We start from the raw sequence: 19,712 nt of genomic DNA on the forward strand, positions 1-19,712 counted from the left end.
GGCGCCGCGCAGCGCCGGACGGCGACGAGGCCGTTCCGGACCGCGGTGCCTTCGTCGTGCCCGGACCGCCCCCACCCCGGGCGGCACGGCGCGGTGACCCAAGCACCACAAGGGGGCGGCCGAGCGCCGTGAAGAGGATGTTCGTGGCTCCGGATCCGGGGCATTTCAGGCTCAGAAACTCGCTTCGCGCCGTCGTCGGCGTGGGGCTGGCCGTCATCGTGGCGGAGCTCTGCGGGCTCTCCCTCACCGCGTCCATCACCGGCGGGCTGGCCGCGCTGCTCGCCCTGTTCACCGTGCTCGACGCGAGTGTCCCCGCGCAGCGCCTCACCACCGCCCTGCTGCCCGCGGCGGGTTTCCCCGTGCTGGCCCTGGCCACCACGCTGCACGGCGTCCCGGTCGCCCGCGACGCAGCCTTCCTCGCCGTGGTCTGCTGCGGCGTCTACGCCCGCCGCTGGGGGGCGCGCGGGCACGCGCTCGGCGTCTTCGCGTTCATGATGTTCTTCGTCACCCAGTTCCTGCACGCGGTGCCCGGGCAGCTGCCCGAGCTGTACTCCGCGGTCGGCATCGCGCTGGCCGCCGCCGGCGCCGTCCGCTTCCTGCTGTGGCCGATCGAGCGCCGCAACCCGCCCGCCGCCGCGCCGCCCCCGCTGCCCGGCCGCGGCCTGGCCCGGCCCACCACCCGGCAGGCCGTCCAGGCCACCGCCGCCTGCGCCTTCGCCCTCGCGGTCGGCCAGGCCCTGTCCGAGGACCGCTGGTACTGGGCCGTCGGCACCGCCTGGTGGATCTTCGTGAACACCGCCTCCCGCGGCGAGACCCTGGTCCGCGGCTTCCGCCGGGTGCTCGGCACGCTCGTGGGCATCGCCGCCGGACTGCTCATCGCCGTCCCGCTGCACGGCGCACCCGCCCCTACCGCATTTCTCGTCGCCGTGTGCGTGTTCGGCATTTTCTACACGGCCGCCCCCTCGTACAGCTGGATGATGTTCTTCGTGACCGTCATGGCCGGACTTCTGTACGGGCTGCTCGGGGTGCTCCACCCCGGGCTGCTCCTGCTGCGCTTCGAGGAGACTGCGGTGGGTGCGATCGGCGCGGCCCTCGCCGTCGCCCTCGTGCTCCCCGTGACCACCCACGCGGCGAACGACGCCTGGATCCAGCGCGCACTGCACTGCGTGCGCAACTGCACGGCCGCCAGCGCCCGCCGGCTCGCCGGCGATCCCGAGGCCGACCCCGCCCCGCACGCGGCGGAGCTCGAACTCCTGCTGGCCCGTGTCCGGATGGCGCTCGCGCCGCTCGTGCACCCGCTCAGCCCGCTGCGCGCCCGCAAGGCGCGCGCCCGCCAGGTGCTCGGACTCCTCGACGCGTGCGCCCGTCAGGTCCGCGGACTGGTCGCGGTCGCCGCCGACCCGGACGCGTCGCACGACGACCGCCTCGCCCTGGCGTGCGCGCGGGTGGAGGACGCGGTGGAGGCGCTCGTGGCCCGGCGCGCGGTCCCGATGGAGCGCGAGGTGATCCACTGGCGGCCCGAGCCGGCGCCGCGCGAGGACCTCGCGCAGAGCGACACCGCCCTGGTCCATCTCGCCGATCTGGAACGGGCGCTAGCCGAACTCGCGACACCGCTGCACACGAATCCGGGTGCGCCCCTCGTGGCCGCCTGACCCCGGACATGTGCGACGGGTCCTTGTTCTCAGCACATTCACCCGGCACGTGCAGGGTGGATCTGGCCGGACAGGGGGTAACCGACCGGAATGGAAACACTGCAACAGCGGTCGACGACCGAGCAGGTGTGGGCAGCGGCCGAGGAGTTCATCAGACTCCACCACCGTGAGAATCCGGAAGCCGGGGACGTGGCGGCGCGGCTCGGCGACGTCCGGGACGAGATACACGTGCTGGGGACCTACCGGCACACGCCGGAGGAGCTCGCCCACGGCGCCAGGGTCGCCTGGCGCAACAGCAACCGCTGTATCGGCAGGCTCTACTGGCAGTCGCTGCGGGTCCGGGACCTGCGGGGCCTCACGGGCGCGGACGAGATAGCCGCGGCCTGCGTCGACCACCTGCGCGAGGCGACCCACGGCGGCCGGATCCGCCCGACCATCACCGTCTTCGCCCCGGACATCCCCGGCCGCCCCGGCCCGGTCATCTGGAACGAGCAGCTGATCCGGTACGCGGGCTACGGAAGCGGCGGGGGCGCCGGCGGCCGGGACGGCGCGTCGGCCTGGGGGCAGCCGGGGAAGCCGGTCGGGGACCCGCGGAACGAGGCCTTCACCGAGGGGGTGCAGCGGCTGGGCTGGCCGGGCGGCCCCGGCACCCCGTTCGACATCCTCCCGCTGGTCGTCCAGGGCTGCGACGACAAGCCGCGCTGGTTCGAACTCCCCGAGGACGCCGTGCTGGAGGTGCCCATCGAGCACCCCGAGGGCGACCGGTGGGCGGACTGGGGGCTCCGCTGGCACGCGGTGCCGGCCATCTCGAACATGACGCTGGAGATCGGCGGCGTGCGCTACCCGGCGGCCCCCTTCAACGGCTGGTACATGGGCACCGAGATCGGCGCCCGCAACCTCGCCGACCACGACCGCTACGACCTCCTCCCCGCGGTCGCCCGCAGACTCGGGCTCGACACCTCCAGCGACCGCTCGCTCTGGAAGGACCGGGCCCTGGTCGAACTGAACCGGGCGGTCCTCGACTCCTTCGACCGGGCCGGCGTCACCATCGCCGACCACCACACCGAGTCCCGGCGCTTCCTGTCGCACCTGGAGCGCGAGGAGCGCAAGGGCCGCGAGGTCGGCGCGGACTGGTCGTGGATCGTGCCGCCCATGTCCGGCGCGGCGACACCGGTGTTCCACCGCACGTACGACACGACGGAGCGGACCCCGGCGTACGTCCACCACCCGGGGGCCGAGGCGCGGGCCCGGGGGGTCGGGCTCGGCGAACCGGCGGCCGCGGACCCGGCGGCCGGCCCGCCCGAGCCGCCGGCGGGCGGGCGCTGCCCGGTCACGGGGGCGGTACCGGCGCAGCCGGGCCCACCGGGACCGGGACCGGGGTCGCACCCGCGACCGGGGGCGGAACCGGGGGAGACGTCGAAGGAGACGTCGGGGGAGGGCGTGCGCGTGGCGGAAGCGAGATAACCACTCTGCTGGTGGTCTAGACCTGCTACGGTCGGCCCGGGGCCGGCAGAACGGCCGGCGGGAGAGGGGAAAACCCCGTGCAGGACCACGACCACAGGGCGTACATCGGCTCGTTCACCTCGGCGGGCGGCCGCGGCATCACCACCGCGGCCGTCGACCCGAAGACGGGCGCGCTGACGCTGCTCGGCGCCACCGATGCCGTCGCAGACCCCTCCTACCTCGTGCTGGACCCGCGGCGCGAGGTGCTCTACGCGGTCAGCGAGGTGACGGCGGGGGCGGTCGGCGCGTTCGCGCTCACCGCCGACGGGCCGCGCCCGCTCGGCGCGGCCGTCCCGGTCGACGGCGACGGCCCCACCCACCTCTGCGTGGCAGGGCCTTGGCTGCTCACCGCCAACTACGGCTCCGGCAGCGTCAGCGCGCTGGCCATCGGGGCGGACGGCGCCCCGGCCGGGCCGGCCGGGGTGCTGGTGCACGAGGGTTCCGGCCCCGACGCCGGGCGGCAGCGCGGGCCGCACGCCCACCAGGTCGTCGCCGCGCCCGGCGGTCGCTGGGTGCTCAGCGTCGACCTCGGCACCGACTCGCTGCGGATCTGCACGGTGGACCCCGACGCGGGGGCGCCGCGGCTGCACGCCGAGACCGCGCTGCGCGCCGGCTCCGGCCCCCGGCACCTGGCCTTCCACCCCGGCGGCCGGGTGCTCTACGTCCTGAACGAGCTGACGCCCACGGTGACCGTCTGCCGGTGGGACGGGGAGTCGGGGGCAGTGGAAGCGGTCGAAGAGGTTCCGGTGGCGCTGGAGGGGCCTTCAGGGGCCGTACGGGGCTATCCCTCGGCGATCGTGGCCTCACCCGACGGGCGTCACCTGTGGGCGGCCGTCCGCGGGCACGACACGATCGCGGTGCTCGCGCTCGACCGGGGCGGTGAGGGGGTGCGGGTGGTCGGGACGGTCGGCTGTGGCGGGGAGTGGCCCCGCGATCTGGCGCTCGACCCGTCGGGGCGGTGGCTCTACGCGGCCAATGAGCGCTCCGGTGACGTCACGTGGTTCGACGTCGACCCGTCGACGGGTATCCCCACCCCCACCGGCACCGTCGCCCTCCCGGCCCCGTCCTGCATCGTCTTCACCCGCCCCTGACCCGCCCGGGCCGGCCGGACCTCAACCTGAGCGGGCCGATCCGGCCTCGCTGGTTCCCTGGGGCGCAACCCCCGGGCTTGCGGTGCCCAGGCGGCGCATCCCGCCTGGGCTGCAACCTCCAGCCCCTCCGGCGCCCTGTGGGGCAACCTCCAGCCTCGCCGGCGTTTGAGGCGCGGGGTTTGGGGCGGAGCCCCAAGGCAACCCGGCTGACGCCGGGCACCGGGCTCCGCCCAGACCCGCTCCTCAAGCGCCGGAGGGGCTGGAAAGTGCGCGGGGTTGCCGGGCTCCGCCCGGACCTGCGCCTCAAGCGCCGGAGGGGCTGGAAAGTGCGCGGGGTTGCCGGGCTCCGCCCGGACCCGCTCCTCAAACGCCGGAGGGGCTGGAAGTTGCCCCGGGCCAGGCTGCTGGAGCCCGGGCGTCGGGCGAGGCCGGGACGGCCCCGGCCAGGTTGGCAAGGCCCCGCCCCGGCCAGGCCGGAGGTTGCTGCTCAAGGGGTTCCGGGCTGGGCCCGGAGGGCGAGCGGCGGCGGGGTGTGGGTCAGCGGGCCGGGGTGGGGTGGGGGAGGCCGAGGGCGGCCGCGTACTTCTCGACGGCGAGCTTCCCGATCGCGGGGTACGCGCCGAGCGCCTCCGCGGCAGCACAGTCCGCCTCCTTGCACGCCGTGTCCAGCAGCCCCTCGGCCGCCTCCGGCCCGACCACGTACGGCGCCAGAGCCAACTGCACCGAGCCCGAGCCGCGCAGCTGCTCGGCGATCGCGGCCACCGACCCCTCCTGGTCGAGGGCGGCCGCCATCACCGGCACCGCGAGCCGCGCGGCGAGCAGCATGCCGGTGATCCCGGCGGTCTGCACGGCCTCCTCGCCGCCGACCGTGCCCAGGATGATGCCGTCCGCGGCGGTCGCCACGGTGAACAGGCGGGCGCGGTCCGCACGGGCCAGGCCCGCCTCGGACAGGCGGACGTGCAGGGCCTCGGCGAGCAGCGGGTGCGGGCCGAGCACCTCGGTCAGCTCGGCGGCGGCCGGGCTGTCCATCAGCGCCTGGCGGATCCGGCGCAGCAGGCCGTTGTCGGGTCCGGCGAGCAGCGGGACCACGACCGCGTCCGGGCCCTGCGGCGCGGCGACCTCCTGGCCGGCCGCACGCGCGAACTCGATCCGGGCGGTGCGCTCGGCGACGACGGCGCCGAGCACCGCCTGCAGGGTCGGGAACTGCGCGGACACGTCCGCGACGTCGGAATCACCGTCGAGGAAGCCGATCCGGGCGTCGAGGCCCGGCAGCTCGGAACGGGCGATGCTCAGGGTCTCCTCCGCCAGCGAGCGAGACGCGGCCGTGGGGGCACCCGGCACGGCCAGCACCAGCGCGGGCGCACCCTCGGGAGCCACCGCAGGCTCGGGGCGGCGGTGCCGTCCGGTCTGGCGGGGTCGCGGCATTCGTACGGGCAGGCCAGCGGGCCCAGTGGGGGAGCTCATGGCGCCGCATGCTACTGGCTTTCCCGGGCCGCCTGTTCGGGCAGGGGGGAGTCGAGCGGCATCTGTCCGTATTTATCCGCTGAATGTCAGATACGCTTCAACTAACTGACGGCAAGCGCCAGTCCACGGGCTGTGCGCCCTGGCGCGCCAGCAGGTCGTTGGTCCGGCTGAAGGGGCGCGAGCCGAAGAAGCCCCGGTCCGCAGACATGGGCGAGGGGTGCGAGGACTCGACCGCGGGCAGGTCGCCGAGCAGCGGCCGCAGATTGCGGGCGTCGCGCCCCCACAGCACCGAGACCAGCGGCTTGCCGCGGCCGGCCAGGGCCCGGATGGCCTGCTCCGTCACGGCCTCCCAGCCCTTGCCGCGGTGCGCGGCGGGCTTGCGCGGGGCCGTGGTCAGGGCGCGGTTGAGCAACAGCACGCCCTGCCGGGTCCACGGGGTCAGGTCCCCGTTGGCCGGCCGGGGCATCCCGAGGTCGGTGTGCAGCTCGCGGAAGATGTTGTCGAGGCTGCCCGGCACCGGCTGCACCTCGGGCGCGACCGAGAAGGACAGGCCGACCGCGTGCCCGGGGGTCGGGTACGGGTCCTGCCCGACGATCAGCACTCTGACCTCGTCGAAGGGCTGCTGGAACGCGCGCAGCACGTTCGCCCCCGCGGGCAGGTACGTGCGCCCCGCCGCGATCTCGGCGCGCAGGAAGTCACCCATCGCGGCGATCTGCCCCGCCACCGGTTCCAGCGCCTGCGCCCAGCCTGCTTCGACGATTTCGCTCAAAGGTCGTGCCACGCCGCATCACTCTACTGGTCGATCACCGCCGCCCGTACACAGAGGACGTCCGGCAGGTGGGAGGCGAGGAGCTGCCAGGTGTCGCCGTCGTCCGCGCTCGCGTACAGCTCGCCGTTGCGGTTGCCGAAGTAGACGCCCGCGGGGTCGGCGTCGTCGGTGCACAGGGCGTCGCGGAGCACCGTGCCGTAGTGGTCGCCGTCCGGCAGGCCGGCGGACAGCTGCTGCCAGCTGCGGCCGGCGTCCGGGGTGCGGTAGACGTGGCAGCGGCGCCCGGCCGGGACCCGGTCGGAGTCCGCGTTGAGCGGGAAGACGTACGCCGTGTCCGGCCGGTGCGGGTGCGCGGCCACCGCGAACCCGAAGTCCGAGGGGAGCCCGCCGCCGATGTCGGTCCACTTCCCGCCGGCGTCGTCGCTGCGGTACACGCCCCAGTGGTTCTGCAGGTACAGCCGGTCCGAGTCCGCCGCGTCCTGGGCGATCTTGTGCACGCACTGGCCGAACTCCGGGTTCGGGTCGGGGAGGAACACCGCGGACACCCCTTCGTTCGACGGGGACCAGCTCGCCCCGCCGTCGCGGCTGCGGAAGACGCCCGCGGTCGACACGGCCACCGTGACCAGGTCGGGGTCGGCCGGGTCCGTGATCACCGTGTGCACGGCCTCACCGCCGCCACCCGGCATCCACCGGTCCCGGGTCGGGTGCTCCCACAGCGGCCTGACCAGCTCGAAGGACTCGCCGCCGTCCTCGGACCGGAACAGCGCCGCCGGTTCGGTGCCCGCGTAGACCACGCCCGGGGCCGCCGGGCCGGCCGGGTGCAGCTGCCAGACCCGCTCCAGGGAGGCGCCGGTGTCGGCCGGGAACTTCACCGCGGGCCGGGCCGGTTCGGTCCACGTCGCGCCCATGTCGTCCGAGTGGAACACCGACGGGCCCCAGTGCGTGCTGTCCCCCGCGGCCAGCAGGCGGGGGGCGGGCCCGCGCCGGTCGATGGCGACCGCGTACACGGCCTGGGCGTTGAAGTGCGGGCCGTCGAACTCCCAGCGGCCGCCGCTCCTGCGGCCGAGGAAGAGCCCCTTGCGGGTACCCACGGTGAGCAGCACGTCGGACATCGCCGACACCTCCGGACGTCGTTGTCCCGAAACCGGTCTGAACCCGCGCTCCCGCGGCTTCAGCGTCCACTCTGCACCCGGGCACCGACAGCGGCCCGGCGGGCGGGGCGGTGGCCGGGCCGCCAGTCCGCAATTGATCGATGATGACCATTCACATGGGGTTACTTGATCGTAAGCGGCGCAGCCGATTGACTTCGGAGCGTGGCCACCGAACACCTCTCCCCGCTCGACCTCGCCTTCTGGCGGATCGAGTCCTCAGGGCATCCGATGCACCTCGGTGCACTCGCGGTGTTCACCGCCGACCGCCCCGGCGCCGCCGCCCGCGCCGCGGCGCAGCTCACCGCCCGCTGTGCCGGCGTTCCCCGGCTGCGCCACCGCATCCAGGACGTACTCCTGCCGGTCGGCGCCGCCGCCTGGGTGCCCGACCCGGATTTCGACCCGTCCCGGCACGTGTTCCTCGCACCGGGCAACGGCCCCGGCCCGCACGAGGCCGCCGGGGCGCTGATGGCCCGGCCGCTGGACCGGGAGCGGCCGCCGTGGGCGGCGCACGTGCTCCCGGGGCCCGGCGGGCCGGACGACGGTTCCTTCGCGGTGCTGTTCAAGTTCCACCACGCCCTGGCCGACGGGCTCGGGGCGCTGGCGCTGGCCGCCGCGCTCTTCGACGGGCCCGCGGACGGCGGGCCGGGCGCCGGCGGGCCGGGCGGGGCGGTGCCGCGTACCCGGCGCAGGTCCGCGAGCGCCGCCGCGGAACGCGACCGTCCGCTGCTCACCCGGCTGCCGGGCGTGCTGGCCGCCCGGGTCCAGGACCTCGGCCAGGCCCTGGAGATCGGCGCCGCGGTGGCCCGGGCGGGGCTGCCCTTCGGCGTCCCGGACGGCCTGACCAGCACCGGCGCCGACCCGGGCCGCCGGGCGGTCGCCGGGGCCACGCTCGGCCTGGAGCAGGTCAACCGGATCCGCCGGGCGGCCGGCGGCACCGTCAACGACGTCCTGATCACGCTGGTCGCGGGCGGACTGCGGCGCTGGCTGGAGGCGCGCGGCGAGCGGCTGGACGGATCCGGCACCCGGGCCCTGGTCCCCGTCTCGCGCCGGCGCCGGGCCGGCCGCGCCGCCGACGGCAACCGGCTCTCCGGCTACCTCGTGAGCCTGCCGCTCGCGGAGCCCGACCCGCTGGCCCGGCTGGACGCCGTACGCGCCGAGATGGACCGCAACAAGGAGGCCGGGCCGAACCGGGGCGCCGGGGCCGTCGCGCTGCTCGCCGACCACGTCCACCCGCTCGGCCACCGGCTCGGCGGCCCGCTCGTGGCCCGGGCGGCCCAACTGCTCTTCGACATCCTGGTCACGAGCGTGCCGCTGCCCGGGCTCGCCTTCACCCTGGCGGGCAGCGCGCTGCGCGAGGTGTACCCGCTGGCGCCGCTGGCCTGCGGCCAGTCCCTCGCGGTCGCCGTCTCCACCTACCGGGACGCCGTGCACTTCGGCCTGGTCGCCGACGCCGCCTCGGTCCCGGACCTCGCCGACCTGGCGTCCGCCCTGCACGCGGAACTCGACGCCCTGCTGGCCGCGGCCACGGAGCCGGCGCGGTAGCCGGCCCCGGGCGGCCGGGTCGGGTCCGCGCCGGTGCGGTCGGATGCCGGTGCGGTCAGCTGCGGCTGTACGGGGCCGGGGTACGGATCTCCGCGCCGAGTTCGCGGGCGGCGCGGCGGGCCCAGTACGGGTCGCGCAGCAGCTCGCGGCCGAGCAGGACCACGTCCGCCTCGCCGTTGTCGAGGATCTTCTCGGCCTGCTGGGGATCGGTGATCAGGCCCACGGCGCCCACCGGCAGGGCGGTCTCCCGCTTGACCCGCGCGGCGAAGGGCACCTGGTAGCCGGGGCCGACCGGGATCGCCGCGCGCGGGACGTTGCCGCCCGTCGAGACGTCCAGCAGGTCCACCCCGTGCGCCCGGAGCAGCGCGGCGAGGCGCACCGTGTCTCCGGCGTCCCAGCCGCCGTCCGCCAGCCAGTCGGTGGCGGACACCCGGAACAGGAGGGGGAGCTCCTCGGGCCACACCGCCCGCACGGCGTCCACCACTTCGAGGGCGAAGCGCGTGCGGTTCTCGAAGGAGCCGCCGTACGCGTCGGTACGCCGGTTGCTGTGCGGGGAGAGGAACTCGCCGATCAGGTAGCCGTGCGCGCCGTGCACCTCGGCCACCTGGAACCCGGCGGCGAGGGCGCGCCGGGCCGCCGCCGCGAACTGGCCGACGATGTCGCGGATCTCACCGGTCGTCAGCTCGTGCGGCACCTGGTGGCCCTCGTCGAAGGCCACCGGGCTCGGGCCGACCGGCCGCCAGCCGTGCTCCGCGGGTCCGACCGGGCGGGAGCCCTTCCACATGCGGTCGGTGGACGCCTTGCGCCCCGCATGTGCGAGCTGGATGCCGGGGACGGTGCCCTGCTCCCGCAGGAAGCCGGTGATCCGGCGGAGCGCCTGGACCTGGGTGTCGTTCCAGATGCCGAGGTCGTACGGGGAGATGCGGCCCTCGGGGGAGACCGCGGTGGCCTCCTGGAGTATCAGGCCGGTGCCGCCGGCGGCGCGGGCCGCGTAGTGGGCGAAGTGCCAGTCGCCGGCCACGCCGGCGCCGGGGCCGTCGGGGGCCGCGGAGTACTGGCACATGGGCGCCATCCACACGCGGTTGGGCGCGGTGACCGAGCGCAGGGTGTAGGGCTCGAAGAGGGTGCTCATCCGTCGGACTCCGTTCTCGCCCGGCGCTGGACGCGCCGGGGCGGCGGCTAAGTTCGAGGGTCATCGTACTACGACGTTCATCGAAGTACGAGAGTTCTCGTACGATGGGGTTCCGGAGGACCGGGTACGAGCGAGCGGAGCGCGCGCATGACGGAACAGGCCACCCCTCGCAGGCTCGCCCATCCCGGGCCGGACGAGATCCTGCTGGAGGGCGTGCTGCACGCCCTGTCCGACCCGGTGCGGCTGGCGATCGTGCGCCGGCTGGCGGCCGCGCCGGACGCGTTGGCCTGCTCGGCCTTCGACCTGCCGGTCACCAAGTCGACGACGACCCATCACTTCCGGGTGCTGCGGGAGAGTGGCGTGGTGCGTCAGACGTACCGGGGCACGGCGAAGCTGAACGCACTGCGTGCGGATGAACTGGAGCGGCTCTTTCCCGGGTTGCTCGACCGGGTGCTGCACGCCGCGGCGGCCGAGGAAGCCAGACGGGGCTGACGCCCCGGACCTCCCCGCCCGCCTGCGACGCCCCTCAGCCCCCCAGTCGACGCCCCCGGGGGCATTCCCCCTGCCTCGGCGGACCTTTCAGCCCCTCCGGCGTTTGAGGAGCGGGTTCGGGCGGAGCCCGGTGCTCGGCGCCAGCCGGGTTGGTCTTGGGGCTCCGCCCCAAACCCCGCGCCTCAAACGCCGGCGAGGCTGCAATTGCTCGAGGTCCGCCTCAAGCGCCGGCCCGGCGGGAGGCGCCGCCCGGGCGCCGGCGGCGCTGAGGTTCGCTCAAGCGCCGGCCGGGCCGGTGGTGCCCCGGGGGGAGGGCGTCACGGCTGGGGTGGGGGGTTGGCGGCGGCGGTCAGGAGGCCGGGCCAGTCGGGGATCTTCACCGAGCGGCGGCCGAGGGCGCGGCCCAGCGCGGCCTCCGCGGCCTCGATCCCGAGCCACCCCGTCCATTCCACCGGCGCGAGCCCGGCCGCCCGCAACCCGTCGGCCGGGTCCCCGGCCAGCACGCGCCGGGCCAGCACCCCGGCGTCCGCGAGCAGCGAGCCCGCCGTCTCCTTCGCGCAGGGCCGGTTCGTGCCGATGACCCCCGTGGGGCCCCGCTTGATCCACCCGGCCACGTACTCGCCCTCGGAGGGCGTGCCGTTGCGCAGGACCCGCCCCGCCGCGTGCGGGACCGTACAGGTGTGCTCGTCGAAGGGCAGCCCGTCGAGCGGCACCCCCTGGTAGCCGACCGAGCGCAGCACGAGCTGGGCGGGGATCTCCTCGTACCGCCCGGTGCCGGTCACGCCGCCGAGGCCGTCTGGCTCCGTGCGTTCGAAGCGGACGCCCGCCACCCGGCCGGTGCCGTCGCCCAGCACCTCCACCGGGCGCAGGAAGAACCGCAGGCCGATCCGGCGGCCGCCGGGCGCCTCGGGCACGGCCGGGGCCGGGGGCGCCGTCGCCCAGCCGCGGAGCACCTCCACATTGCGCCGGTTCACGGCGGGCAGCGCCGCGCCGGGGTCCGCGTACGCCGGGTCCAGGGCCAGCTCGGCCGGGTCCACGACCACGTCCACGCCGGGCAGCCCGCCCAGTTCGCGCAGCTCCTTCGTGGTGAACTTGCCGTGCGAGGGGCCGCGCCGGGCCACCATGTGCACCGCCCGCACACCGCTCGCGGCGAGCGCGTCGAGGGCCGGGTGCGGCATGTCGGTGGGGCTCAGCTCGGCGGCGCCGCGGGCCAGGATGCGCGTCACGTCCACCGCGACGTTCCCGGCCCCGATCACCACCGCGGACGTGACCGCGCCGAGCCCGAAGGCGTCGCCGGCCGCGTCCGGATGGGCGCTGTACCAGGACACGAAAGCGGTGGCGGAGCGCACGCCCGCCAGGTCCTCGCCGGGGATGCCCAGCCGGCGGTCGCGGGCCGCGCCGACGCAGTACACCACCGCGTGGTAGAGCTCCAGCAGCCTGCCGGTGCCCAGCCGCGGGCCGCCCACCTCGACGTTGCCGAGGAAGCGGATCCGCTCGTCCTCCAGCACCGTGCGCAGGTTGCCCTGCAAGGACTTGATCCTCTCGTGATCGGGGGCCACCCCGTACCGCACGAGCCCGTACGGGCACGGCAGCCGGTCGAGCACGTCGACCCGCACGTCCGGCACCTCACGCTGCTGGACGAGCGTCTGGGCGGTGTAGACCCCGCTCGGGCCCGAACCGACGACGGCCACACGAAGCACGGCGGTGCTCCTTCCGCAGGGTGACTTCAGCATGCCACCGGGGGCCGGGCGCGTCAGCCCATGGCGCGCATCCGGCTGATCTCGGCGGTCTGCTGGGCGAGCACATCGGTCGCCATCTCCTCGACCGCCACGTTGTTCCCGCCGGAGAGGGCCTCGCCGGCCATGGTGAGCGCCCCCGTGTGATGGCTGATCATCAACGCCAGGAACTGCCGGTCGAACTCCTTGCCGCGGGCGGCCCGCAGCCGGTCGAGCTGCTGCCCGGTGGCCATGCCCGGCATCGCCGCGTGGTCGTGGCCGGCGCCCGGGCCCGGCACGCCCGGGTGGGCCGCCAGCCATCCCTCCATGGCTCCGATCTCCGGCTTCTGGGCCGCGGAGATCCGTTCGGCGAGCCGTTTGACCTGCGCGGACGCGGCCCGGTCCGGTGCCAGTGCGCTCATCGTCAGGGCCTGCCGGTGGTGCTCGATCATGCGGCGCACGTAGGCGTGGTCGGCGGCGTTGGGGGAGTCGTCCGGCAGTTCCGCGGCTGCCTCCTGCGGGGTGAGGGTCCGGGCCGTCTCGCCGGGCTTGCCCGGGGCGATCACCTTGGCTCCGCCGGCCGCGGCCCGCCCGTCCGCCCGCTGTCCGCCGTCGTCGCAGCCGGTGAGGGCGAGGGCCAGCAGGGCCGCCGCCGACAGGGTGCGCGCAAGGTGACGAAAAGTCAGCAAGGTGTCCTCCTCAAGGAGTCGGCGTTCCGTCGTCCGGCGGCCGGCGCGGTCAGACCTCTGTTGCCATGAGCATGACCGGGACGATACTCCCTTGGTCATGCTTCGCGTTCCGTTCCCACCACGAACGGATTCAAGGGAGGGCACAGTGACTTCGTTGCACAACACCCCGGTGCGGCGCAGGCGCCTGGGGGTGGCCGCGGTCGCGGCCGGACTCCTCGCCACGTTCCTCGTCGCCGCCCCCGCCGCGGCCACCCCGGATCCCGGCGACGCCCCCACCCGCAGCGCGGTGAGCCGTGAGGCGGCCGCCGCGGCGCGGGCCGCGGTCGCCGCCGGAGACATCCCGGGCCAGGACGAGATCGTGCACAGCGCCAACATCGAGCATGTCGCCGCCATGCCCAAGGGCGCACTGACGGGCATCAACACCGACCTCGCCTTCCAGGGCCGGTACGCGTACGCGGGCAACTACGACGGCTTCACCATCTACGACATCAGCCGCCCCAGGACCCCGAAGATCGTCAGCGAGGTCCTGTGCCCGGGCGGCCAGAACGACATCTCGGTCTCCGGCGACCTGCTGTTCCTGTCGACCGACTCCTCGCGCAGCGACAACTCCTGCGCCAGCGTCTCGCAGCCCGCCACCGAGAAGTCCTCGTGGGAGGGCATCAAGGTCTTCGACATCAGCGACAAGAAGAACCCGAAGTACGTCGCCGCCGTCGAGACCAACTGCGGTTCCCACACCCACACCCTGGTGCCGGGCGGCCGTGACGTCTACCTGTACGTCTCCTCGTACGGGCCCAACGCCGCCTTCCCCGACTGCCAGCCGCCGCACGACGGCATCTCGGTCGTCAAGGTCCCGCGGCACGCGCCCGAGAAGGCGGCCCTGGTCGGCTTCCCCGTGCTCTTCCCGGACGGCGGCAACCCGGGCGGGCCCACCAACCCGGGTGTCAGCAAGACCACCGGCTGCCACGACATCACCGTGTTCCCGTCGAAGCGGCTCGCGGCCGGAGCCTGCATGGGTGACGGCATCATCTTCGACATCAGCCGGCCCGAGCGGCCGCGGGTGATCGACCGGGTCCAGGACAACGTCAACTTCGCGTTCTGGCACTCCGCGACCTTCAGCGAGGACGGCCGCAAGGTCGTCTTCACCGACGAGCTCGGCGGCGGCGTCGGCGCCACCTGCAACGAGGCGACCGGGCCGAACCGCGGCGCGGACGGCATCTACGACATCACGGGCCGCGGTGACGCCCGCAAGCTCGTCTTCCGCAGCTACTTCAAGATCGACCGCCACCAGGCGGACACCGAGAACTGCGTCGCCCACAACGGCTCGCTGATACCCGTCGGCGGCGGCCGCGACATCATGGTCCAGGCCTGGTACCAGGGCGGCGTCTCCGTCTGGGACTTCACCGACTCGGCCAGGCCCAAGGAGATCGGCTACTTCGAGCGCGGCCCGATCAGCACCGACACCATGTCCCTCGGCGGCTCCTGGTCCGCGTACTACTACAACGGCTACATCTACTCGAACGACATCGCCAAGGGCTTCGACGTCCTGAAGATCGACGACCGGCGCACCGACAGCGCCCGGCACGTGTGGCTCGACCGCCTCAACGCGCAGACGCAGCCCGACTACCGCTGACCCCGGCCCGGCGCGGCCCGCACCACCGGCCCGCCGGGCGGTTCGCCGCCCGGCGGGTCACCCAGCTCCCAGTCCAGCCCGTACCGCTGGAACAGCTCGGCCCGCAGCTTCACCGCCGGCATCGCGGCCCCCGGCAGCAGCACCGCGAACACCGCCCCCATCAACAGGGCCCGCAGCAGCGGGTAGTCGGTGTCCACGTCCGCCGAGCCGTACCGCTCCACGGTGTCCCGCAGCAGCTCCGCCAGCCGCTGCTGCTCGGGGCACTGCACGAAACCCTCCGCCGCCAGGATCCCCGCCATGTGCGTGCGCATCAGCAGCGGATGGTCCACGGCGAGCCCGAGCACCGCGTCGACGGCCCGCGCCAGCCGCTCCCGCCCGTCGGCCGTACGCGGCTCCCGCTCCAGCGCCTCGTGCAGCGTGCGGTGCATCAGCCGGTGAACGGCGGACTGCAGCAGCTGGCGCTTGCCGGGGAAGTAGTACGAGACGAGTCCGCGGGCCGCGCCCGCACGGTCCGCGATGTCCGCGAGCGTCGTCGCCTCGTACCCACGCTCGGCCACCAGTTCGACCGTGGCCTGGAGAAGTCGCTCCCGGGAGCGTCTCCGCAATTCTTCATTGACCGATGCGCTGCGCGGGGACATGCTTACTCCTGCGTTGACTGGCTCCCAGCCAATATACTCAACGCACTCCGCAGGGATGCTCGCGAGTGCCCCGCAGCGGCCGGTCGCCAGTGGTGGGTGACGCGGGGGATCACCCACCACCGGCCCCACCGGCACATGGTGCGACCAGCACCGCGCACGGCATCGGCCGCGGCATCGGAAGGGACGTCGGCAGCGGTGGGGGACGCGCGCCGCCCGCGCCCCGCCGCGATCAGGATCCCCGGTGTGTCGTGCCCGGAGAGCGCGGCGGTTCCGGGCGGGTCCGCGTGCACCACGCGATGGTTCCGGCCGCCAGCGCCACCCCCAGCAGCCAGCCGCCCAGCACGTCCGAGAACCAGTGCACCCCCAGGTACAGGCGGGTCCAGCCGACCCCCAGCACCGAGACGGCCGCCACCGCCCAGCCCGTCCGGCCGGGCCGCCCCACCACCCACAGCAGCAGCCCGCACACCACGGCCGCGGTCATGGCGTGACCCGACGGGAACGCCGCGAACCATGCCGAATCCACCGGATCCGGCCACGTCGGCCGCTCCCGGCCCAGCAGTACCTTCAGCCCGTGCTGCACCGCCGAGGCCACCACGGTCGCGACCGCCACGCACAGCGCGCGCCGCCGGTTCCCGCGCCACAGCAGCCACCCGGCGGCCAGCGCCGCCAGCGTCCGCATCGTCCACGGGTCCCAGACCCAGTCGCTCAGCACCCGGTTGAGCCGCGTCACCGCCGGATGGGCGACCGCGTGGCGGTGCAGGGCGGCCGCCAGCCACCGGTCGAACCGCAGCAGCGGTGGCCACTGCGCCACGAGCAGGACGGTCAGCACGAGCGCCGCCGCGGCGCACCCGGAAGCCGTCCGCCAGAGCACCGTCGTCGCAGGTCGCATGCCGGGGATCCTGGCACATCCGGCGCGCGGACCGGGTCAGCCCGGTGGTCGGGCCGGCGCGCGGACCGGGTCGGCGCCGGGGTCAGGCCAGCGCGCTCAGCCCCGGCACGAAGGCGACCAGCAGCGGCACCGCGGGGATCAGGGCGGCCGCCGCCGTCAGCCGCAGCCGGCGGGTCGCGGTCAGTCGGCCGGGCGCGGACAGCAGCCGCCGCACCCGCTGGTGCACATGGTCCTGCGGATGCGCGCCGGGCCCGAACGCCCCGCGGTCCTCGTTGAGTTCGACCAGTGCGAGCGCGATCGTGAGCCGCCCGTACCGCCGGGACGCGGCGTCGTCGGCCGCGAGCTCCACCAGCCGGTGCACCTCGCTGCGGAACGCCTCGAACACCGGCACCTGCGGAAACCCGCCGGCCAGCGCCCGCGAACAGTGCAGCAGCCAGTCGTGCCGGGCCACCGCGTGCCCCTGCTCGTGCGCCAGCACGGCATCCAACTGGTGCCCCTTCAGGCGGCGCAGCGCGGCCGTGGTCACCACCAGCCGTGGCGCCGGACCCGACAGCCACCACGCGCCGGGCCGCGGCGCCTCCAGCACCACCAGCCCGTCGCCGCCGGGCTCCTCCCCGGGCAGCAGCGGAGCCCGTACGAGGAGTTCCGCGTGCCGCTGGCGGTGCCGGGCACGGGCCCGCAGCACCTCGCCGGTCAGCATCGCCCCGGTCCACACCGCACCCCCGGCCAGCACCAGCGCGGTGCCCGCTGCCCAAGGACCGCCCGGGCCGAGCCCGTACGCCTCGACCACGCCGTGCGGCGCGGGGGCGAACAGCCGGCCGCGCACCGCCTGCCAGGCCGCGGCCGCGCTCAGCAGCATCGACAGCGCGAAGCACAGCAGCACCGCGCCCACCACGCACTGCCACACCCACAGCGCCACCACCGGTTCGCGGTCCGGCCAGTCGGCCCGGGCGAGCAGACGGGGGGCCGCGAGAGCGGTCAGGACGCCGAGCAGCAGCAGTGCGGCGGGGACCATCATGTACGCCAGCCTATGAGCGGGCGCCCGCCCGCGGGTACGGCCGCGGACGCCAAGTGACCGAGGACACGTCGGCGCCGGGCCGCCGCGGCGCCCGGGCCGCCGGGGCCGCTCACATCGTCAGCAGCATGGCGAACATGCCCAGCCCCGTGGCCAGTCGGCAGGCCCGCGCCAGATCGGCCGCCGGTCCGCCGGTGCCCCCGGGCAGGTGGCCGCCGCCCCCGGGTGCGCCGGTGGCGCCGAAGGCTCCCCCGGTGCCCCGCCCGGGTCCGCCGTCGGCGGCTGCTCCGTCGCCGACGCCGCACCCGGCCGCCCCACTCACCTCGGCCGCCCCACCCACCCCGGCCGTCACACCCACGCCCACCGGCACTCCCGCCACCGTCGCGGCCCGTACCGGTACCGGTACGGGCGCCAGGCGTACTCCGGCGAGCAGCGCGTACGCCGCGTAGTAGAGGAGCAGCGCCCCGGTGAGCAGCGGGATGCCGGGCGTGCCGTGGCCGCCCGCCATCACCAGCGCCATGTAGAGCATCGCGAGGGAGCCCACCAGATGGTGGGCGAGATGGCCGGAACCCGGCGCCGCGGACCACACGGCCCGGCCCGTGTGCCACAGCGCGTGCAGCGCCGCCCCGCCGAACACGGTGCCCAGCAGCCACGCCCGCCCGGCGCCGCCGCCCGCCGCCACCGGCGCCGCCATGGCCGCCATCCCGAAACTCATCAGCGCCTCGCCGGCCGCGGCCGCCCGGTCCTGAGCCGGTCCCGCCCGCAGCCGCAGCCGCATCAGGCACGCTATGCCGCTCACCGTGCAGAGCGCCACGAGCAGCCAGGCGGGGGTCGCGGGTCCGTGCACGGGGGCCTCCCCTTCCGCGGGGTTCCGGGGGTCCGGGGGTCCGGGGGTCCGGGACCCGGGATGTTCCAGGGGAGAGATGCCCGCACGGCGACCGGGTTAGGCTCTGGGTGCGCCACCGCACCACGGACCGGATCGGAGACTGCTGACCCATGGAGACCCGCACGCAGGACGGACTGACGTTCCGTGCCGCCGTCGAGGCCGACATCCCCGTCCTCGTCGCACTCGTGGAGTCGGCGTACAGGGGCGACGCCAGCCGGGCGGGCTGGACCACCGAGGCCGACTACCTGGAGGGCCAGCGCACCGACGAGCGGGGCGTCCGCGGGATCGTCGAGAGCCCGGACAGCACCCTGCTGGTGGTCGAGCGCGAGGACGAGATCGTCGCCTGCTGCCACCTCCAGCACCGGGGCGACCACGCGTACTTCGGCATGTTCGCCGTCCGCCCGGAGCTGCAGGGCGAAGGCCTCGGCAAGGTGATCATCGCCGAGGCCGAGCGCCGGGTACGCGCAGCGTGGGACGCGACGCAGATGCGGATGACCGTGGTCAACCTGCGCGCCGAGCTGATCGCCTGGTACGAGCGGCGCGGCTACCGGCTCACCGGCGACACCAGCCCGTTCCCGTACGGCGACCAGCGTTTCGGGGTGCCGCTCCGCGACGACCTGGAATTCGTCCTGCTGGTCAAGGACCTCGGCTAGCCGCCGTCAGGCGCCGGCACTGCCGCGGTCGCGCCGTGGAAGGTCCGGGGTGGGTCAGGCCGTGAAGCGGCCCGTCCGCCGGATCTCCGGGAGGTCGGTGGTCGCCCCGTCCAGTTCCAGCGCGCGCACCAGCCGCAGGTGTTCCTGGGTGTTGACCACCCAGCCGATCACCCGCAGTCCGGCGGCGTGCGCCGACTCCACCGTCTCCACGGTCAGCCGCCGGATGTTCAGCGACAGCGTCTGCGCACCCGCGGCCAGGGCGCGGTCCACCACGTCCTCGCCGTAGCGGCCCGCGATCAGGGTGGTCCGTACGCCCGGTACCAGCCGGGCGGCCTCGGAGACCGCGGCGTCGTGGAACGAGGAGACCTCCACCCGGCCGGTGAGGTCCCGGCGCCGCATCACCTCGGCCAGCGCCCGGGCCACGGCCACGTCCTTGACGTCGGCCAGCAGTGGCGCCCGGACGGCGTCGAGCACCTCCTCGAAGACCGGGACGTGCTCGCCCTGCCCGGCATCGAGCTCCCGGAGTTCCGCGAGGGTCAGATCGGCGACGGCGCCCGAGCCGTCCGTGGTCCGGTCGACCTCCGCGTCGTGCATCACGACGAGGGCGCCGTCCTTGCTCAGCTGGAGGTCGAGTTCGACGACGTCCATGCCGGATCGCTCCGCACGGACGAAGGACCGCAGCGTGTTCTCGGGCTCCACGCCCATGACCCCGCGGTGACCGATGGTGAGGAAAGTCAAGGTTCTCTCGCTTCCGTCGACGGCGGCTCCCGCGCGCCGGCCCTGACCGGCCACGCGGCAAAG

The 19,712-nt window shown here is 75.0% G+C and carries 18 protein-coding genes; 7 read left to right on the forward strand and 11 right to left on the reverse strand.

Annotation, left to right across the window (positions count from 1 at the left end; genetic code table 11):
* Positions 1-137 precede the first annotated feature (137 nt).
* From OG764_RS31990 to OG764_RS32000, 3 genes are all read left to right on the forward strand, one after another.
* Complete coding sequence (locus OG764_RS31990) at positions 138-1,652, forward strand: FUSC family protein (RefSeq protein WP_328973240.1); 1,515 nt, start codon at positions 138-140, stop codon at positions 1,650-1,652.
* 90 nt (positions 1,653-1,742) lie between these two features.
* Entirely contained in the window at positions 1,743-3,116 is a 1,374-nt protein-coding gene (locus OG764_RS31995) for a nitric oxide synthase oxygenase (protein ID WP_443056107.1), read from the forward strand.
* Positions 3,117-3,193: 77 nt separating this feature from the next.
* On the forward strand, positions 3,194-4,246 hold the full coding sequence (locus OG764_RS32000; protein WP_328971811.1) for a lactonase family protein: 1,053 nt from the start codon (positions 3,194-3,196) through the stop codon (positions 4,244-4,246).
* Between the two features lie 537 nt (positions 4,247-4,783).
* Here OG764_RS32000 and OG764_RS32005 read toward each other — a convergent pair.
* The 3 genes from OG764_RS32005 to OG764_RS32015 all read right to left on the reverse strand — a co-directional run bounded on the left by OG764_RS32005 (position 4,784) and on the right by OG764_RS32015 (position 7,591).
* Positions 4,784-5,710: a sirohydrochlorin chelatase gene (locus OG764_RS32005; RefSeq protein ID WP_328971812.1), complete on the reverse strand. Its 927-nt coding sequence runs from the start codon at positions 5,708-5,710 to the stop codon at positions 4,784-4,786.
* Positions 5,711-5,807: 97 nt separating this feature from the next.
* Positions 5,808-6,491, reverse strand: a complete 684-nt coding sequence (locus tag OG764_RS32010; RefSeq protein ID WP_328971813.1) for a uracil-DNA glycosylase — start codon at positions 6,489-6,491, stop codon at positions 5,808-5,810.
* Between the two features lie 11 nt (positions 6,492-6,502).
* The gene (locus tag OG764_RS32015) at positions 6,503-7,591 is read right to left on the reverse strand and encodes a WD40/YVTN/BNR-like repeat-containing protein (RefSeq protein ID WP_328971814.1); all 1,089 of its coding nucleotides are present in this window, start codon (positions 7,589-7,591) and stop codon (positions 6,503-6,505) included.
* A gap of 201 nt (positions 7,592-7,792) precedes the next feature.
* On the opposite strand from OG764_RS32015, the gene OG764_RS32020 reads away from it, so the two are divergent.
* Entirely contained in the window at positions 7,793-9,172 is a 1,380-nt protein-coding gene (locus tag OG764_RS32020; RefSeq protein WP_328971815.1) for a wax ester/triacylglycerol synthase family O-acyltransferase, read from the forward strand.
* A gap of 55 nt (positions 9,173-9,227) precedes the next feature.
* On the opposite strand, the gene OG764_RS32025 is transcribed toward OG764_RS32020, so the two are convergent.
* Entirely contained in the window at positions 9,228-10,304 is a 1,077-nt protein-coding gene (locus OG764_RS32025) for an NADH:flavin oxidoreductase/NADH oxidase (RefSeq protein ID WP_328971816.1), read from the reverse strand.
* 147 nt (positions 10,305-10,451) lie between these two features.
* Here OG764_RS32025 and OG764_RS32030 point away from each other — a divergent pair, with 147 nt between their 5' ends.
* Positions 10,452-10,796: an ArsR/SmtB family transcription factor gene (locus tag OG764_RS32030; protein ID WP_328971817.1), complete on the forward strand. Its 345-nt coding sequence runs from the start codon at positions 10,452-10,454 to the stop codon at positions 10,794-10,796.
* A 317-nt stretch (positions 10,797-11,113) separates the two neighbouring features.
* On the opposite strand, the gene OG764_RS32035 is transcribed toward OG764_RS32030, so the two are convergent.
* Both OG764_RS32035 and OG764_RS32040 read right to left on the reverse strand, forming a co-directional pair.
* A complete protein-coding gene (locus OG764_RS32035) occupies positions 11,114-12,496 on the reverse strand; it encodes an FAD-dependent oxidoreductase (RefSeq protein ID WP_328971818.1) in 1,383 nt (460 codons plus the stop codon).
* 53 nt (positions 12,497-12,549) lie between these two features.
* Positions 12,550-13,200: a DUF305 domain-containing protein gene (locus OG764_RS32040; protein WP_328971819.1), complete on the reverse strand. Its 651-nt coding sequence runs from the start codon at positions 13,198-13,200 to the stop codon at positions 12,550-12,552.
* Between the two features lie 145 nt (positions 13,201-13,345).
* On the opposite strand from OG764_RS32040, the gene OG764_RS32045 reads away from it, so the two are divergent.
* Positions 13,346-14,830 carry an LVIVD repeat-containing protein gene (locus OG764_RS32045; RefSeq protein ID WP_328971820.1) on the forward strand — a complete coding sequence of 495 codons (1,485 nt, stop codon included), beginning with the start codon at positions 13,346-13,348 and terminating at the stop codon, positions 14,828-14,830.
* Here OG764_RS32045 and OG764_RS32050 read toward each other — a convergent pair.
* From OG764_RS32050 to OG764_RS32065, 4 genes are all read right to left on the reverse strand, one after another.
* Complete coding sequence (locus tag OG764_RS32050; protein ID WP_328971821.1) at positions 14,821-15,468, reverse strand: TetR/AcrR family transcriptional regulator; 648 nt, start codon at positions 15,466-15,468, stop codon at positions 14,821-14,823. The two genes, OG764_RS32045 and OG764_RS32050, sit on opposite strands and share 10 nt — an antisense overlap.
* Positions 15,469-15,697: 229 nt before the next feature.
* A complete protein-coding gene (locus OG764_RS32055) occupies positions 15,698-16,357 on the reverse strand; it encodes a phosphatase PAP2 family protein (protein WP_328971822.1) in 660 nt (219 codons plus the stop codon).
* Between the two features lie 82 nt (positions 16,358-16,439).
* Positions 16,440-17,375: a M56 family metallopeptidase gene (locus tag OG764_RS32060; RefSeq protein WP_328971823.1), complete on the reverse strand. Its 936-nt coding sequence runs from the start codon at positions 17,373-17,375 to the stop codon at positions 16,440-16,442.
* Positions 17,376-17,484: 109 nt separating this feature from the next.
* Complete coding sequence (locus OG764_RS32065; protein ID WP_328971824.1) at positions 17,485-18,219, reverse strand: DUF5134 domain-containing protein; 735 nt, start codon at positions 18,217-18,219, stop codon at positions 17,485-17,487.
* A 149-nt stretch (positions 18,220-18,368) separates the two neighbouring features.
* On the opposite strand from OG764_RS32065, the gene OG764_RS32070 reads away from it, so the two are divergent.
* Positions 18,369-18,911, forward strand: a complete 543-nt coding sequence (locus tag OG764_RS32070) for a GNAT family N-acetyltransferase (RefSeq protein ID WP_328971825.1) — start codon at positions 18,369-18,371, stop codon at positions 18,909-18,911.
* 54 nt (positions 18,912-18,965) lie between these two features.
* Here OG764_RS32070 and OG764_RS32075 read toward each other — a convergent pair whose 3' ends face one another.
* Positions 18,966-19,649, reverse strand: coding sequence for a glycerophosphodiester phosphodiesterase (locus tag OG764_RS32075; protein ID WP_328971826.1), 684 nt, complete (start codon positions 19,647-19,649; stop codon positions 18,966-18,968).
* Positions 19,650-19,712 lie beyond the last annotated feature (63 nt).

Source organism: Streptomyces sp. NBC_00239 (genome assembly GCF_036194065.1).
Classification (GTDB): domain Bacteria; phylum Actinomycetota; class Actinomycetes; order Streptomycetales; family Streptomycetaceae; genus Streptomyces.